The sequence below is a fragment of the Aliivibrio finisterrensis genome (assembly GCF_008933155.1).
GTDB classification, from domain to species: Bacteria; Pseudomonadota; Gammaproteobacteria; order Enterobacterales; family Vibrionaceae; genus Aliivibrio; species Aliivibrio finisterrensis.
Genome location: NZ_WBVP01000002.1, coordinates 19,993 through 36,726 on the forward strand (window position 1 = coordinate 19,993; position 16,734 = coordinate 36,726).

Here is a 16,734-nt window from a genome sequence, read left to right on the forward strand (position 1 = left end):
GTGGTGTTAGAGCTAACACCACTACTAAATCACTCTCTGTTCCATTTTTCTTTACCCCTTTTTTTTATCAGAGATATCAGCCATGTTAAAAGTAGGTCTTATTGGGTGTGGTAGCATCTCAGTTATCCACCTGGAAGCGATTAATAAAAACGAAGATACACTCTTGGTAAGTGTGTGTGACATAAAGAACGATATTGTTTCTAAAGTATCCAACGAAATGAACTGTAAGGCATACACAGATTATGCCGAGATGTTGGAACATGAAGATTTAGACGTTGTTCATATTTGTACACCTCACTATCTCCACAAAGAAATGATTGTAAAGGCTCTGTCACTAAACATTCATGTTGTCACTGAAAAGCCTGTAGTCATGAACATCGAAGAGTCGAAAGCAGTTCAATCTGCTCTTTCGAACTCAAAAGCCAAGCTAGCAGTAACATTTCAGAACCGATTAAATCCAACGTCTTTAGTCATGCGTCACTATGTTGACCAAGGTATTTTGGGCGACTTAATTGGTATTAAGGGTTTTGTTACTTGGTGCCGTGAGCCTATTCAATACTATGCTGAGAGTGATTGGCGTGGTCAATACGCGACTGAAGGTGGTGGTTTCCTTATCAATCAAGGCATTCATACACTTGATCTGATTCAATGGCTAGGTGGTGAGATTAGTACTTTAAACGGTAGTTACTCAACAAAGGCATTCCAAGAATATATCGAAGTTGAAGATACAGCAGAAATATATATTGAGTTTAAAAATGGGGCTAAGGGCTTATTCTATGGCACTAATGCTTACTCAAGTAACACCCCTGTTGAGATGGAACTTCTTTTCCAGAATGGCTTACTAAAATACATGAATGGCAAACTTTACATCGAAGATGAGAATAAAGATTTTGTGTTCCTAGAAGAAGACTTCGCACCTGATCAACGAGGCATGAGTTATTGGGGCGCGAGTCATCAGAAAGCAATCAATGCTTTCTACAAATCAATCATTGATAACACAAGTGACTACATCAATCTCGATGAAGGTCTTAAAACAATCTCTATTCTTGATCAAATAAGAAATAAGGACTAATAATGAGCAAACACGTATTGCTGTCTGCTTTTGCAGATGAAATTGATATGGATTTAACCACACAAATGGATGTTCTTGACACACATGGTATCAAGCACATTGAAATGCGTGGTGTTAATGGAAAAAACATTAGCGAAGTAACTGTGGAAGAAGCTGTTGAAATAAAAAATCAGCTTGATGCACGTGGTTTTAAAATTTCATCTCTTGGATCACCTGTTGGTAAAATTTATCTGAAAGATGATTTTGAAGCTCACAAAGCTATGTTCGTTCACCTATTAGAAGTTGCGAAAATCCTTGAATCTAAGTACATGCGTATCTTTAGTTTCTTTATGGAAAAAGACACCAATCATGACGATTATGCTAATGAAGTAATCCGTCACTTGAAAGAGCTATCAGCAATCGCATCGCCATACGATATAACGCTACTTCATGAAAATGAAAAAGATATTTACGGCGATACGTCTGCACGTTGTCTGAATCTGGTTGAAAAAGTGAATTGCGACAACTTTAAGCTTGTTTTTGACCCTGCTAACTTTGTGCAGTGCGGTGAAAACCCTTTCGTTACTTACTCATTGCTAAAGGACCATGTTGCTTACTATCACATCAAAGATGCGCGTTCGTCCGATAGCGTTGTTGTTCCTGCTGGTGAAGGTGATGGGCAGATTAGCCAAATCATCAAAGAGCTGACAAGTGAACGAGATTACCACGGATTCTTATCCCTAGAACCCCATTTAGGTAACTTTGCTGGCTTCGCTGCGCTTGAGAATATTGAAGAAGGTGAAGTAGAAGAATTAGAACAAAGTGATGCCGGTAAATTTGGTATCGCTGTTGACGCATTAAAGACTATTCTTTCTACCCAAAATATTGCTCACGCATAAAGTAGGATCACCCTCTGGCGTAAATATTGTGCTGAACTAAAATGCTTTCACCAATATTAATTAAAATCGCCAATCTAGGTTAATTAATAATTTATCTATCTAAACCCAGCTTATTCGCTGGGTTTTTATTAAATAAAGATAGGTTCGCAATAATACTAGCTAACATTACCCCTGCGGTATCACAACCGTAAATGTAACCTCTCTACTCTCTTGGTAATCAACCGATAAATCATAACCATTTAATTGAGCGATATTCTTTACAATAGCTAAGCCTAACCCATGCCTATCTGTGTGGGTTCTTGATTTATTGACCTGATATAAAGGTTTGAATATGTTATTGAGATCGTCATGAGTTAATGGATTAGAAGATGTATTTTTTATCTTAATCACAACACTTCCATCGCCCTCTTTCTCAATACTAGCAGACACTGCGGACTCTTCTACACTATAAAAAAGAGCGTTATCCAATAAATTTTTAATCACGGTTTCCAAGCTAAAACGGTCAACATGAATCATCGGTGAAGCTAATGATGAAGAGAAAGCAACCCTCTCTCCCATTGTTGGATGCTTAAACTGTAATTCTGCACAAACCTCCTCAGTCAAGAGTCGAACATCCACCTCTTTCTTCTCAATCCCATAATTTCCTGATGCACTTTGGCTTAATGCCATTAATTGATTGACGATGGTTTTCATATTATTCGAAATCGATAGCACATCTTCTTGGTATGTCGCTGAAATACGAACATCATCAGGAAAACGAATGTTCATTTCACTCAAACTAATGAGCTCTGCAATCGGTGTTTTTAACTCATGAGCAATATCAGAAGAAAGACGTTTTTCATTGGCTACATTTTGAATATTCAACTCAATATATCGATTGAGCTCTTTTCTAATAGGTGAAATCTCTTTGCTTTCTTTTGGGTTAGATTGAATACCTTGTGCATTTTCATCAAGTTCTGAAATTTCTTTATTGAGTAAATATAATGAATCTAACTCTCTATCCACCACTTTTATCACAACCATTCGAATACCAAAGATAGCGGTAATAAAAACAAAGATAAGAGACAGATCTGCCATCAATAAAATATTACTCACTCGTTGATTAGAAATCGCCAAGGTTAAGTACATGGTTTCGATATAAGTCACATCTGTAGGATCTACATCGGATGATAATTGGGGTTGGAAACGAGCTGAAATAGCTTTTCCCACGCTGCCATCAGGAAGTTTTATATCAAAGATACGACTCTCATGGGTAGGGACATCTTGGTAATCTAGATCAACATCATCAAAGTAGGTAAGAGATTGCGACTTTGCAAAAGTGCTCTCACCTACCCAAATCTGAAAGTATTGAGCCTCTTCTTTGCGTTCAAATTGCGGCATAAAACCTTTGTGATATTCAAACTCAATACCATCACTTTCCACTTCAACTAAGGATTTGAAGTAGTTTGATTTTTCCACTAATGCATCATCGAATTGCTGATCAACCCAAGCATCGAGAATAAAATCCAAAGATAAAAAAACCACTAATAGAATGATGCCAATGATCACGGTTAACGCATTAACCAACCGATCTTTTATTGAGTACATGAGCGTTTTTCCACGTAATAACCAAAGCCTCGTTTATTTTTTATCGGCAATTCACCACCAACGGCTTTCGCTTTTTTTCGAATGGAGGATAAGTGTGATTCTATGGTGTTTTTCGAGACTGAATCAAATGAGCCAATAACATAATCACTGATATTTTCTGTCGTCATAACCTGATTACGAGAACGAAACATACACTCGACAATCTTGTATTCATTTTTTGTTAGTTCAATCAATTGACCTGAGAATTCGAGTTCTTTCTTTGCTAAATTAAGCGTAAAACCTTCAACTTCTACGTGGTCGTCATTATGCTTTACTCCACCTCGACGAGCTACGGTTAAGATACGAGCATGCAGTTCATCAAACGAAAATGGTTTCACCAGATAATCATCAGCGCCAGACATTAAGCCTTCAACGCGATCTTCTGGCTGTGATTTTGCAGATAAGATAATTACTTTTACCTCATTACCCATTTTACGAATGCTCTTTAATAACGTAATACCATCGACATTAGGAAGCATTAAATCCAAAATAATAAAGTCATACTCATTGGTAATTGCCATCGAGAGCCCTTTTGAACCGTCGCCAGTTTCATCAATAGTAAAACCAAGGTTACTCAGGCCCACCACTAAGCTACGACGTAAATGTTCAGAGTCTTCTATTAGCAATATTTTCATTATTCAGTACCACTTTATTATTTTATATAATGATAATAGCAAAAATGGGCTAACCATTCTCATGATTAACCCATTTCTAATATGATGAACTCAATTCTAACTAGTTCGCCATAATGTCTAAACTATTGTCTTTCGCGCTAGTTTTCACGCCATATAAGCCAAGTAACGTATGGAACAAATTATCATGGGAAAAACCACCCGCTGCCGCTTTACTGATAACACTGGCTTTATTTATGCCTTTTTGGTTCGCATAATCATCGCTCATCCAAATATAGAAAGGCACATGAGTCTGCTCTTTAGGCGCTATCATGTAAGGTGCTCCATGAAGGTATAACCCATTTTCACCTAACGATTCCCCATGATCTGAAATGTATAGCATCACTACGTTATATTTATCAGAATACGTTTTTAGCTTTGCAATCGTCTGCGCTATTACGTAATCGGTGTAAACTAAGGTATTGTCATACACATTGGTGATCTCTTCATCACTGCAGTTTTCGATATCGCTACGATTACATGCAGGGGTAAATACCGCCATATTCTCAGGATAACGCTTCCAATACGTTGGGCCATGGCTACCAATCATATGCAGTGCGTACAGTTGGTCTCCTGTGGTATTTTGAATTCGCTCATCTAAGCCTTGTAATAACACTTCATCATAACAACTTGAGCCATTACAAAATTCATCTGAAGAGGTATTACTAATCATCACTTTTTTAATGTTCTTGGCAACCGCTTTGTCACCACCATCGTTATCTATCCATACCGATTTAACACCAGCATGAGTCAACACGTCTAATACGTCATCTTGGTTATTGGCACGGTCTCTATTGTAATTAGTACGCACCATATTAGAGAACATACATGGCAAAGAGTGGGCTGTTGCTGTTCCGCACGACGTCACATTCTGAAAAGCAATCAAACCAAGATCTTTGGTGTATGGATTGGTTTCTCTTTCATATCCATTATAAGCACTGTTTTGCGCACGAGCAGTTTCACCAACCAACACAACCATTAAGGTTGGCTTACCGTTCTTCACTGGAATTATCTCTGCATCTTCACCGATTGTGATGTAGTCCAAAGGTGCGGTTAGATATTCATTATTAATGTACTTAACCGTATTGAAAGCATAGGCAGGGTTAATCATTTTATTTAGGTACGAGTTATTGCGACCAATCGAGGCATAATCTTTAAAATAGAAAACAGAGATCAACAACAACCCCACAATCGCAACACTAATTAATGCTGCACGATGGAATAGTTCTTTACCCCATGAAGTATTGCGGATCAGGATTACTTTTAGTAAAAACAATGATGGAAGTACACCAAAGACAATAAAATAACCGATAGAAGCCGAGCTTAAATAAGAAGAAGCTTCTCCAACGTTGGTTTCAAAGATATTCTCTATCATTGCATAATCAAACATGGTGTTATATTGCAATGCGGCATAAAACGCCATCGAAGAGGTAAGAGTCAAAATAATCACAATACCTTTGAACAAGTAAGGCACAGCAATTATTGAGAAAATAATAATAAAAGCACAGGTAAGAATTGCAGGTGTTAAAAACAGAAAAAGACCGTTACCTTGAGAGAGTTGGTAAATTTTTTCATTAATTGGATAGTTAAATACCACGGCAAAATACAGGGATACAAAAATAATCAGTGACACCATTTTTATGGTTATTTTTTGGCTTTTAAGTTTTGAAATCAGATTGGACAGCACAGCATACCTTCAGGTTCTTAGAGAATGAAATAAGTGTTACACATCAGACTTAAGATTCACTGAAGATAGACTTATGATCCGCTGTAGTTCATTATTAACATGAATAATTTGTGCAATTCTCGACCCTGTTCCAAAATCTGTTTTATCGCCTATACTAAAGAGCAAAGACAAGTCAAACAGCCATTGAATTTAAGAGTACAATATACACCAACAAGTTATTATATGATTAGCGGATTACTCCCCTTATATTCCTACCTTAATTATTGGTGATTTCAATTTGTCTGCAAATACCCAACGCTTTAAACATGCTTAAAAATAAAATACCAAAGAGTCCCTGTTCATAGTGCGGTAGTAACCTACCTTTCGACTAAATCAACACCGAACTAATTACTTGGTATTTCCTTCTCCGCCCACTTATATAAACCAATCATTAGTAAAGAAAGAATAAAACAAGCAATAAACAGAGGGCTCGCACCACCAAGTTGAATAAGCACTCCGCCAACGAGAGGAGCAAGTGCAAACCCTAGCCCGTAAATCGCGGCGGCACCAAAATAACTTCCTCGTAAATGTTTAGGCGCTAATTGGTCTATTTGTACATTCAAGGTTGGGAAGGCTATCACCTCTCCCACACTTAAAATAAGACATGCCATTAGCCACCCAACAGGAAAATCAATAGGTACCATTAAAAAGCCAATTTGCGCCAGGGCCATCATCGCCATACCAATACGAGTACGTGTAAATAGTGGAACATTCTCAAGTAGCTTTAACATCGGAAACTGCAAGACCACAATTGTTAATGTATTTACTAACACCAAGCCACTAATAAACTTGGCAGCATCGACAATATCGGTACGAACAATAACTTGAGGGATCGAAGATTCATACTGACCATAGACAAACATCATAATTAAATTTGCGGCTATCAATTTAATAAAGAGTTTATCTTTACTGATGATCCGAACGGTTGAGAAAAAAGACGTTACATCACTTGTCCTTTTAGACAGCAATGTTTCGCTATTACTTCTAGCAAAAGAGATAAACAAAAAGAGACCAAAAGCTAAATAGGTAACTCCAGTAATTAAAAACAGAATTTTGGGATGAGCTAAACCTAAAGTAATACCAATTAAAGGACCAATAGCCCCACCTACATTAATGAAGAAATAACGAACATTAAGCGCGAGTTCTCTGTCTTTGTCATCGTCTAGGTTATCTCCAATCACCGCCTTTGCAGGAGCTTCAATCATTGGTCGCATTAAGCCGCACATACCGACTAAAACAAATAACTGAAAAATAGAGTTCGCAAGACCAATTCCTGAATACGAAAACGCCGCAATAATACAGCCTGAAACCATCACCCACTTACGGCCAAATTTATCAGATAACCAACCAGAATATAGTCCCGTAAATGAACCCACCACTGCCGAGCCTGCTAAAATAGCCCCTACCGTTACTGCACTGGCATTAAAATCTTGATATAAAATGACAATAAGAAAGGGCCACGCCATAAAATACGTAGTTCGCGCTAGAAGAGTTCCAACCAATACCGTCCAGATAATATGATTAAAACGAGAAAGGCGTCCCCATTGTAATACGCTTCCACTTTCTTCCGTTTCTTCTACGCCACTATTTCCATCCGCTGTTTTTGTCTCTTCCATACTCCCTCCTTGGGATCTGCTACCTAGCCATTTTATTATTTTTCTTTGTTTAAAAAGTATACCGATTAACCTTGAATTTATAAGAGTGTAACTCTCTTAAATTTACTTTTATTTTTAAGAGATCCAGTCTATTGCGCTGCATTACGAATCATTTTTAAAACCCTTACTTATGTTAAGGTTTATTTAACCTAATATATTGAATTATTAAACTTACTAAACAGAATAAAAGTGATATCTTTGCTTTATCTATACCTACGAATAATAAACATGACTTTTAATAAATCCCATTTGCAACATTACTTTCCTTTTTATCTTGCTGCACTATTAACGCTCACCCCTTGGGTTAGTTCACCTACCGCTTTAGTTATGGGTTTTGCTTTAGCAAGCTTTGGTTTTGTACCCACGACTTTTGCATTGGGAAAAGTCACTAAAAAATTATTAGCTTACTCTATTGTTGGCTTAGGGTTTGGTATTCAGCTGAATGAAGCAATAGAAGCAACTTCAAATGGAATTGGTATTATTTTATCAACCATTGTGGGCACACTCGTTTTAGGTTGGTTACTAGCACGATTGATGAAACTGGATAAAGTGACAGGCCATCTGATCGCATCGGGTACTGCTATTTGTGGCGGTAGTGCTATTGCTGCAGTTGCTCCTGCGATTAATGCCGATGAAGAATCTACAGGTCTTGCTTTAGCTACCGTATTTGTATTGAACTCAATTGCACTATTCATTTTTCCTGTCATTGGCCATGCATTAGAGCTAAGCCAACACGCCTTTGGTACTTGGGCAGCTATTGCGATTCACGATACTTCATCCGTGGTTGGTGCTGCTTCTGCATACGGTGAAGAAGCATTAAAAACAGCAACAACGCTTAAATTAGCGCGTGCATTATGGATTGTTCCTGTTGCCTTTATTAGTGCTCTTCTTTTTCGTAGCAACAGTAAAAAAATCACGATCCCTTACTTTATCCTTTTCTACTGCTTAGCTATTTTAATCAGCGATAACCTACCGCAGTTCAATCTAGTTTATGAAGGCATTTTTGATATATCGAAAAAGCTCTTAGTTCTGTGCTTATTCTTTATCGGCTGCGGTATTTCGATTGAAAAAATAAAAGCGGCGGGCGCAAAACCATTGATCTTTGGTATTAGTTTGTGGATTGTGATATCAACAACCTCGCTGTTTTATATTATGAATTACGCTTCATAACTAACTTACTGAATGACAGCCTTTTTACATGAAGTCCTATTTTTAATAAATAGCTACATACTAAATAATTAAGGCTGTCGCATTTTTTTTCAATTCAAAATACCAAGATACAGCTCAGTTACCCTACTCGTACATTTAAGATTCACTTCCATTCGTTGATAATGTGAAATAGTCTTTTTTAGATACTCTTGATGATCACTATCTGATAAATTCCACATATCGCTTCCAACAGGCGCAATCGGTTTTGCTGCTTGATTACTAATATGCAGCACTTCATAAAAGCGTTTGTTCTCTTTTACTACTGTTTCTGATATCAGACCAAAGCCCATCTCTACCAACTCACATCTAACCATATAGTTATGTAATACTGGGCAAAGAATGAACTCCAGCTCAATATCACTATTACGTGTCTGAATAGAACGCACCAACTCAATCAACAAGTCCCCACCAACGCCTGCAATAATAATCAGGTTCTTTTTACCCTTAACTAACGGTAAATTGGCGACATCCATACAATGCACTTGCCACTGAGACTGAATTGCCGATGCGTGTTTTTGAAGCTGACTTTCAAGATCAACCATCAGCTCATCCACGACATCAACAAAGTGGATCACACTCTTAGGTTGTGAGCTCAGCAAAGCAACACCTAGTTGGCCATGATCACAACAGCAATCCCAAATATGATCATAGTGATCGGTAACTTTATTTTTTATGGTATCTAATCGAGAACTTAACTTCATTAGCCTGTATCAGTAGTAAAAATCAGCGACAGTATATAGTATTTTTTTCATAAAATTCAGGTAAGCTAGCTAATAGTATTTTTAATCCAATGGTAACTATGATGTATAAATTAATCGCACTGGATATGGATGGCACTCTGCTTAATTCAGATAAACAAATCTCAGCAGAAAACAAAGCAGCGATTGCTGCAGCTCGTGAAAAAGGCGTTGTGGTTGTATTAGCTTCAGGTCGCCCAATCAACGGAATGAAGTCACAACTTGAAGAATTAGGAATGACTACTGAGGACGACTATGTTCTTAGCTACAATGCTTCACTGGTTCAAAAAGTAAAAAGTGAAGAAGTGATCCGCAGCCAAATCATTACGGGCGTTGATGCAAAAGCCATTGCTAAGCTAGCTAAAAAGCTTGGGGTTCATGTTCATGCTTTCTCTCAAGAAAAAGGCTTAATTACCCCACAATTAAATCATTACACCGAGCATGAATCTAGCATCACAGGTATGCCAATTACAGTTATTGATTTTGAAGAACTGGCTGATGACGAACAAATCATGAAAGCGATGATGATTGATGAGCCAGAACTACTTTCAGCTGCCATCAAACAACTGCCCACAGCACTATATGAGCAATTTACTATTGTACAAAGTGCGCCTTTCTTCTTGGAGTTTTTAAACCCAAACAGCAATAAAGGCGTCGGTGTAAAAGCACTGGCGGATCATCTTGGTATTACTGCAGATGAAGTTATTTGCATGGGCGATGCGGGCAATGACTGGCATATGATCAAATACGCAGGTCTTGGCGTTGCAATGGCGAACGCGACTGATGATATCAAAGAAATTGCGAACCATATTACCGTTAGCAATAATGATCACGGCGTCGCTAAAGTGATTGAAGAGTTTGTACTGAACGCTTAATCATTTACGTTATATTGATAACTCAACATACCTAACAAACAAAACCCCAGAGTATTTTCACACTCTGGGGTTTTATTTAATTCAGTAGATAATTAAGCTTCTGATTCAACCAGTTTGCCCTCTTGATCGCCCCCGTTTTTCTTCTTCAGTGAAATCAGGATAAGTGAACACACCATACCAAGTACCGCAACTGTTAAGCCGATACCAAAGATCATTTGATAGGCTTCAATCGCAGGGTAAGTATCGATAATCCAGCCATTCAATGCATAAGCCCAGAACACAGAAGCGTAAGCCGCAAACGAACCCACACTCATTGCAGAGCCGCTGTAATCTTTTGGTACTCCAGCTTCAGCCACTGGTGCTAAGATAATTCCTTTTGCTAAGAAAATACTGAATGAGAAACACATCAGTAGCACCATGTTCATCATTAGCATTCCTTCAGTCTTAGGCAACGCAATAGTGACGCCTAAACAAACTGCGGTTAAACCTAATGCAAAGAACATCATTTTAATTGAAGATTTAAAGACAAAGTCAGCAATCGAACCCGCAACCAAACCAGCAACTACACCCATTGCACCGGTATTAATAATACCGAAAACCGCCGCTTGTGCTGTTGATAATCCAAATACCGCTTGTAGATAAGGAACCGTGTAAATTAGAGTGATGTAAATCCAATATACCGTTAAAGACGTAATCGCTGCTAACCATACCGTTGGCATTTTCAATACATGAAATAAACCTTTTAACGCTTCTTTGTTTTTGCTTTCACCTTGTTTGATTTCCATGTGGTTATCTGGCACAAATTTCCATACACAGAAAATCATAGGAAGAATAAGTAACGTGTAGAAAACAATCGCGCCTTGGAAGACAAGAATAGAGCCGCCAACCAGTGCCATAATACCAACGATAGCAGCATTCATGCTCATTTCAGCCGCGCGTCGCACAGATTCTAACAAGCCAAATGCCATGCCTTTGTTTTTATCGCCAGACATTAACGTTACACCATTCACAACCGCAGGCCAGAATGCTGCATCGACTAAGCCCCAAAGACCCGCAATCACAACCAGAACACTAAAACCGGGCTCTAAGAAAATAATCCCCATCATGCTCAAAAATCGAATACTCAAACTGGTGATTAAAATGGATTTTACAGAAAAGCGGTTATTGACCCAGCCAGCCGGAATATAGAAGAACATCGCTGAACCAATCAGCGTAAACAAGATCCCCATTTGGGTATTGTCTATTTGAAGAACTTCTAAAAGTAAATTGTAGAATGTGCCTTTAAATGCCTCAAAAGCAGAGTAAATGATCTGTCCTGACATCACGACTGAGAAGAAGCCAAATAGTTGGTTTCGACTGGTAAACCCTATTTTTTCAAATAAGTTCATAGCGGGTATCCTTTCACGTTATTGTTTTTAATATTGTAATTATTATTTTCTAGCTTTGTATTTCGATGGGAATTGATGTGCTATATCAGTACAAATACCATCAACTCCCCAATTAAACAGTTCGTTTGCACGAGCTAAATCATTCACAGTCCAAACATTGACTTTAATGCCTGATGCTTTGAATTTTTGTACCATTTCACGAGTTAGGCCTTTCTCTTCAGGATGAATATAATCTGCTTCACACCATTCAATAATTGAATTCCAGTCATCCCATAAGTTATGACTTTCAAACAAACACGCAATTTTAGTTTGAGGACTTTTACGCTTAAACTCTGATAATACAAGGTGGTTAAAACTTGAAATAATCAGCTCTCTTTCTGGCGCTAATTCTTTAAGAGCAATGATCAAATTATCAATCAACAGATGACTTAGTTTCGCACTTGCTGAACACGACTTAATTTCAATGTTTAAATTCAGTTCTTTTTCGTTCGCCATTTCGATTAATTGTTGAACAGTAGGTAAACGCTCATCAATATAATCATCACTAAACCAGCTGCCTGCATCAATAGAAGACAAATCAGCGCTACTAATGTCACATAAGCGACCGCTTTTATCAGTACAACGATCTAACGTATCATCATGAGAAATAATGACCGTACCGTCTTGAAGAATATCCACATCACATTCAAACCATTGAACACCATGCTCTTTGCATAAAGAGAAAGCTGAAAGGGTATTTTCAGGGGCAAGAGAAGACATTCCACGATGCGCTATTAATGTTTTCATTGTTAACCTATTTAACGTGTTAGAAGATGGGAGCGATGATAACGCGAAGTGCATGACATAAATGTGACACAAACGAACATAATGCGCATTCGAACGTTCGAATTGGAGCTTTATCTGTTTTTTTGTCTAACAGTTAACATTATTAATTACGGTAAGATACTGATAACGTAGAACTAAATCTGGTATAACCCTCAAAATAAACAAAATCAGTAACTATGAGTATTTATCAGACATAAAAAAACCGCCAACTCATCAAAGAAATAGCGGTTAATGTAGAGTGCAGATCACCAGTAAGAACAAAGACAGTTACATAATAAAAACGATAGCTTTAACTTTTTCTGAACTGTTATTGCTAAATAATAATTCTGATTCCTGAGTTATTTTAAGCCCATCACCAGAACTTAGCTCCCTTTCACCAACCGACAACCCATCGTTAATACTTTGTACAAAGACCTTATTACTTAACTCGATAGAAAGTGATTGCTGAGTATTTGGCTCTAAAATAAGTTGCTTTATCACCGCATTTTGCTTAATTAAAAATGAGCCTTCACTCGCTGTTGGCGTTGCTATATCTACAAAACCTTGTTCTTGAGGGAAAGGTTTCTGTTGATAGCTCGGATCACCATTAAATACATTCGGTTGTATCCAGATTTGCAATAAATGCAATTCTTCATTTGAAGAGGGATTAAACTCACTGTGTTGAACCCCTGACCCTGCTGACATCAACTGATATTCACCCGGTACAAGCTTCTCATTTTGTCCCATACTGTCTTTATGGGCAATTACGCCTGACAACACAACGGTTAAGATTTCCATATTTTCATGACCATGAGGGGCAAAGCCACCTTCAGGTTTAATTCGGTCTTCATTAATCACTCGTAATGGGCCAAATCCCATATGATTCACGTCATAGTAGTGACCAAAGGAGAAGGTATGCTTTGCATTCAACCAACCAAAATTTGCACTACCACGCTCATTCGCTTTTCTTAATTCAAACATCATCTTCTCCTTTATTATCACTCAAATTTACTAAACATTACTTTTGCACAGAAAGTCGATCTGCTAACCAGTTATCTACCGCTACTTTACCTCCACCAGATAACATCAAAGACACACTCGCTGCTAATAGTGCTAAACCAAACTCATAACCGCCATTGGACATAAACAATCCATTAGGTAAGTGAACACTTACAATCGCAATCAACATAGTAAATGCCAATACCAACGCCGATGGTCGAGTCAGCAAACCAAGAATAATAAATAGGCCACCAAAAAACTCAGCACTGCCTGCTAAAAATGCCATTACGACACCCGGTGCTAGTCCAATTGATTCAAAGAACTGCCCCGTGCCAGATAAACCATAACCTCCAAACCACGCAAACAGTTTTTGAGCGCCATGAGCCATAAAGATAATGCCCACAGGAATACGAAGCGCTAATGTGTTAAACCCTGCGTTTGAAGCTAATAGTTGTTCAATTTTCTGTTTCATTTTATTTCCTTACCAATTAAGTCTAAGAGAAGATCCCTCTGTCGTTGCTAATCAGTATAGATAATCGGTCCGTAAAGAAAATTGGAAGTATTTGAGCTTACCGTTCAAATTTTTTGAATATAAAAATTGGCATGATAAGGTAAGAGGTCTAGTATTAATTCAATTCTGTCAGATTACGACTCAATATAGATTGAATAAGGATCGTCATGCAATCACCCATCACGCTTGATGCACTAAGAGCATTAGATGCCATAGATAGAAAAGGCAGTTTTGCCGCTGCAGCTAAATCCTTATTCAAAGTCCCTTCAGCACTCACTTATACCATTAAAAAGCTCGAAGATGACCTTAATGTAATTTTGTTTGATCGCTCAAAACAGAAAGCCCAACTGACCTCTGCAGGTAAGTTGATACTAGAGCAAGGGCGAGAAATTCTAATCGCTACCGATAAATTAGAATCAGCAGTAAAGCAGCTTGATTCTGGGTGGGAAAGAAACCTTATCATCTCAAGAGATACCATTATCCCGCTAACTCCTTTGCTAGAGTCTATTCTTAAGTTCAATAAATTAGAACATGATACCAATATTACTATTTCTGAAGAATCACTCGGTGGCGGTTGGGATGCCTTACATAGTAACCGTACTGATATTGCCATTGGCGTTTCAGATCATTTACCAAAAGGCGAGTATCAAATAAAAGAAATTGGTAGAGTCGACTTTCTATTTGCAGTAAGTCAGAGTCATCCTTTGGCCCTCATAGAACGGCCTATCGAAGCCAGTGATTTATTGCTGTACCCTTCCTTAATTGTGTCTGATTCTTCTTTATTACTGCCTACCAGAGACACTGGTCTATTTAAGAGCAAACAACAAATTCGCTTTAAAACCATGCAGGCTAAAATTGAGGCTCAGACAATGGGGCTTGGTGTTGGTTTTTTACCTCGCCATTTAATTAAACAACAGCTAAACGACGGTATTTTGATTGAGAAGAAATGCGCAGTGCCAAGAGTTAACCCACCTTTATTTATTGCATGGCATAAAGATAATGATGGCAAAGCGTGTGAATGGTTTGCAAAAGAGTTAGTGCATAAAAAGTGGCTGTAACCTATTTTATAACGATCATTGAAAGCATTGATTATTGGCAAGTAAATGCACTGAATTAATTAGATCGTAAAGAAATAGAGCACATTAATTAAAATGTGCTGCACCATTATAAATGTAAGTAATACTCCCTCTTATCTTGATACATAGACTCATCAGCAATAGTAAACATTTTAAACAAATCAGCATTATCTGAGCATGACCAACCAATAGAGTAATTCGCATCATACGCTTTTCCTTCTTTATCAAAGAATTTTAAGCTCTCTTGACTTACGTGTAGTTGTTCAGCCAAGAGTGTGCATTCTTTTCTGGTCATTCCCTTAGTTAAAAGAGCAAACTCATCACCACCTATTCGATAAAGAGAGCCATTTTCACTTAATAATGCTGAAATGTGAGAACTACTTGTTCTGATTAACTCATCACCTAAGTCATGACCATATTGATCATTAATTGCTTTGAGTCCATTTACATCTAATATGAATACTCCCAAATTCCATTCTGCTTTTGAATCTCTATAGCGTTTTTGATAATGAGCTAAATCTTCAGCGAAAGCCTGACGATTCCCACATTGCAATAATGCATCACATCTTGCTACATCAACGAGCTCCAACCATGATGAAACGTTTCTCTTATCTGCTGAATAGACAGATTTACCCGTAGGTAAACGAAGTTCACTAGCTCCAGCAGTTCCTACTTGGTGTTTATAATTAACGAGTGCCGTGCTAAATATATTAGGAATAGCCATACCAAACCCAGCAACCACACTTGCCATTCCGAGCAAAAACCAAAGACTCTCTTGATACAAATACACCTGAACCGAGCCTATCAGGCTAAATACAACAGCCACCTGAATTAACCGTTGCGAGCTCAACTACTATTTGCTCCGCACGGATGCATGAGTATTACTCTGGATGGCTCACACTGTGTACTTCCACCAACCAAAGCCGCATGGATCCCAGCAGGCGTGAAACACTGCGCTGTCATGAGAAATGTTGTCGCTTATCGATCGCTCTATTTTGATCCGTCAGTTATTGATAACTTACCTAGCGAACTCGCCATCTTTAACATTACCCCCTTATTGAAAGAACTTATTGAACGAATGGCCTTTTGGGAGTGGGATAAACCAAGCAATGAGCAAACCAATACTCTGGCTTTATGTTGTGAGGAATTACTTCATGCTGAAAAATACGATCTCACCCTTCCTTTGCCTACGGACAAACGACTCACTGCATGGTTAAATAAAATAACCACAAAGGCGCTCCTTCCCCAGCCATTAAATGAAATGTCGATTCAAATTGGGGCCAGTAGCAAAACCATCTCACGTTTATTCATAAAAGAAACAGGGATGCCTTATCAAGCGTGGCGACAACAATGGCGCTTACTTACCGCTATTGAACATCTTGCTGAAAATAAAAGCGTCTCAGAAGTTGCTCATTCATTAGAGTTCTCTAGTGATAGCGCATTTATTCACTTTTTCAAACAACACACAGGTGAGACACCAGGGCGATTTATGTGAACATATCGACTA

The 16,734-nt window shown here is 38.1% G+C and carries 15 protein-coding genes and 1 pseudogene; 6 read left to right on the forward strand and 10 right to left on the reverse strand.

Annotation, left to right across the window (positions count from 1 at the left end; all coding sequences use genetic code 11):
* The first annotated feature begins 82 nt into the window (after positions 1–82).
* Positions 83–1,072, forward strand: coding sequence for a Gfo/Idh/MocA family protein (locus F8B77_RS01945; RefSeq protein WP_151653220.1), 990 nt, complete (start codon positions 83–85; stop codon positions 1,070–1,072).
* A 2-nt stretch (positions 1,073–1,074) separates the two neighbouring features.
* On the forward strand, positions 1,075–1,950 hold the full coding sequence (locus tag F8B77_RS01950; RefSeq protein ID WP_151653222.1) for a sugar phosphate isomerase/epimerase family protein: 876 nt from the start codon (positions 1,075–1,077) through the stop codon (positions 1,948–1,950).
* A 165-nt stretch (positions 1,951–2,115) separates the two neighbouring features.
* Here F8B77_RS01950 and F8B77_RS01955 read toward each other — a convergent pair whose 3' ends face one another.
* From F8B77_RS01955 to F8B77_RS01970, 4 genes are all read right to left on the reverse strand, one after another.
* Positions 2,116–3,537, reverse strand: a complete 1,422-nt coding sequence (locus tag F8B77_RS01955) for a sensor histidine kinase (protein ID WP_151653225.1) — start codon at positions 3,535–3,537, stop codon at positions 2,116–2,118.
* Positions 3,525–4,211, reverse strand: a complete 687-nt coding sequence (locus F8B77_RS01960) for a response regulator transcription factor (protein WP_151653227.1) — start codon at positions 4,209–4,211, stop codon at positions 3,525–3,527. The genes F8B77_RS01955 and F8B77_RS01960 overlap by 13 nt, the downstream gene beginning before the upstream one ends.
* A 100-nt stretch (positions 4,212–4,311) precedes the next feature.
* Positions 4,312–5,883 carry a phosphoethanolamine transferase gene (locus F8B77_RS01965; RefSeq protein ID WP_151653639.1) on the reverse strand — a complete coding sequence of 524 codons (1,572 nt, stop codon included), beginning with the start codon at positions 5,881–5,883 and terminating at the stop codon, positions 4,312–4,314.
* A 434-nt stretch (positions 5,884–6,317) separates the two neighbouring features.
* Positions 6,318–7,589 carry an MDR family MFS transporter gene (locus F8B77_RS01970; protein ID WP_151653229.1) on the reverse strand — a complete coding sequence of 424 codons (1,272 nt, stop codon included), beginning with the start codon at positions 7,587–7,589 and terminating at the stop codon, positions 6,318–6,320.
* A 267-nt stretch (positions 7,590–7,856) separates the two neighbouring features.
* Between F8B77_RS01970 and F8B77_RS01975 the strand changes: the two genes are divergently transcribed.
* Positions 7,857–8,798, forward strand: coding sequence for a YeiH family protein (locus F8B77_RS01975; RefSeq protein WP_167512732.1), 942 nt, complete (start codon positions 7,857–7,859; stop codon positions 8,796–8,798).
* Between the two features lie 89 nt (positions 8,799–8,887).
* On the opposite strand, the gene F8B77_RS01980 is transcribed toward F8B77_RS01975, so the two are convergent.
* On the reverse strand, positions 8,888–9,538 hold the full coding sequence (locus F8B77_RS01980; protein ID WP_151653233.1) for a tRNA (adenine(22)-N(1))-methyltransferase: 651 nt from the start codon (positions 9,536–9,538) through the stop codon (positions 8,888–8,890).
* A 101-nt stretch (positions 9,539–9,639) separates the two neighbouring features.
* On the opposite strand from F8B77_RS01980, the gene yidA reads away from it, so the two are divergent.
* Positions 9,640–10,449, forward strand: coding sequence for a sugar-phosphatase (gene yidA, locus F8B77_RS01985; RefSeq protein ID WP_167512733.1), 810 nt, complete (start codon positions 9,640–9,642; stop codon positions 10,447–10,449).
* Between the two features lie 92 nt (positions 10,450–10,541).
* Here the strand turns inward: yidA and F8B77_RS01990 are convergent, their stop codons facing one another.
* From F8B77_RS01990 to F8B77_RS02005, 4 genes are all read right to left on the reverse strand, one after another.
* Positions 10,542–11,837: an MFS transporter gene (locus F8B77_RS01990; RefSeq protein WP_151653237.1), complete on the reverse strand. Its 1,296-nt coding sequence runs from the start codon at positions 11,835–11,837 to the stop codon at positions 10,542–10,544.
* 42 nt (positions 11,838–11,879) lie between these two features.
* Positions 11,880–12,623, reverse strand: a complete 744-nt coding sequence (locus tag F8B77_RS01995) for a glycerophosphodiester phosphodiesterase family protein (protein ID WP_151653239.1) — start codon at positions 12,621–12,623, stop codon at positions 11,880–11,882.
* Positions 12,624–12,929: 306 nt separating this feature from the next.
* Positions 12,930–13,622: a pirin family protein gene (locus tag F8B77_RS02000; RefSeq protein WP_151653241.1), complete on the reverse strand. Its 693-nt coding sequence runs from the start codon at positions 13,620–13,622 to the stop codon at positions 12,930–12,932.
* A gap of 37 nt (positions 13,623–13,659) precedes the next feature.
* A complete protein-coding gene (locus F8B77_RS02005) occupies positions 13,660–14,112 on the reverse strand; it encodes a DoxX family protein (RefSeq protein ID WP_130047569.1) in 453 nt (150 codons plus the stop codon).
* 206 nt (positions 14,113–14,318) lie between these two features.
* Here F8B77_RS02005 and F8B77_RS02010 point away from each other — a divergent pair, with 206 nt between their 5' ends.
* Entirely contained in the window at positions 14,319–15,209 is an 891-nt protein-coding gene (locus F8B77_RS02010) for a LysR family transcriptional regulator (protein WP_151653243.1), read from the forward strand.
* A 106-nt stretch (positions 15,210–15,315) separates the two neighbouring features.
* Here the strand turns inward: F8B77_RS02010 and F8B77_RS02015 are convergent, their stop codons facing one another.
* Positions 15,316–16,053, reverse strand: coding sequence for a GGDEF domain-containing protein (locus tag F8B77_RS02015; RefSeq protein ID WP_244298163.1), 738 nt, complete (start codon positions 16,051–16,053; stop codon positions 15,316–15,318).
* Between the two features lie 15 nt (positions 16,054–16,068).
* Here F8B77_RS02015 and F8B77_RS02020 point away from each other — a divergent pair.
* A pseudogene (locus F8B77_RS02020) lies at positions 16,069–16,722 on the forward strand (AraC family transcriptional regulator); the annotation flags it as partial.
* Positions 16,723–16,734: the final 12 nt, after the last annotated feature.

Bases quoted from the DNA above. Each gene is read 5' to 3' on its own strand.
- F8B77_RS01945 (WP_151653220.1), top strand. From the start codon at position 83: ATGTTAAAAGTAGGTCTTATTGGGTGTGGTAGCATCTCAGTTATCCAC.
- F8B77_RS01950 (WP_151653222.1), top strand. From the start codon at position 1,075: ATGAGCAAACACGTATTGCTGTCTGCTTTTGCAGATGAAATTGATATG.
- F8B77_RS01955 (WP_151653225.1), bottom strand. From the start codon at position 3,537: ATGTACTCAATAAAAGATCGGTTGGTTAATGCGTTAACCGTGATCATT.
- F8B77_RS01960 (WP_151653227.1), bottom strand. From the start codon at position 4,211: ATGAAAATATTGCTAATAGAAGACTCTGAACATTTACGTCGTAGCTTA.
- F8B77_RS01965 (WP_151653639.1), bottom strand. From the start codon at position 5,883: ATGGTGTCACTGATTATTTTTGTATCCCTGTATTTTGCCGTGGTATTT.
- F8B77_RS01970 (WP_151653229.1), bottom strand. From the start codon at position 7,589: ATGGAAGAGACAAAAACAGCGGATGGAAATAGTGGCGTAGAAGAAACG.
- F8B77_RS01975 (WP_167512732.1), top strand. From the start codon at position 7,857: ATGACTTTTAATAAATCCCATTTGCAACATTACTTTCCTTTTTATCTT.
- F8B77_RS01980 (WP_151653233.1), bottom strand. From the start codon at position 9,538: ATGAAGTTAAGTTCTCGATTAGATACCATAAAAAATAAAGTTACCGAT.
- yidA (WP_167512733.1), top strand. From the start codon at position 9,640: ATGTATAAATTAATCGCACTGGATATGGATGGCACTCTGCTTAATTCA.
- F8B77_RS01990 (WP_151653237.1), bottom strand. From the start codon at position 11,837: ATGAACTTATTTGAAAAAATAGGGTTTACCAGTCGAAACCAACTATTT.
- F8B77_RS01995 (WP_151653239.1), bottom strand. From the start codon at position 12,623: ATGAAAACATTAATAGCGCATCGTGGAATGTCTTCTCTTGCCCCTGAA.
- F8B77_RS02000 (WP_151653241.1), bottom strand. From the start codon at position 13,622: ATGTTTGAATTAAGAAAAGCGAATGAGCGTGGTAGTGCAAATTTTGGT.
- F8B77_RS02005 (WP_130047569.1), bottom strand. From the start codon at position 14,112: ATGAAACAGAAAATTGAACAACTATTAGCTTCAAACGCAGGGTTTAAC.
- F8B77_RS02010 (WP_151653243.1), top strand. From the start codon at position 14,319: ATGCAATCACCCATCACGCTTGATGCACTAAGAGCATTAGATGCCATA.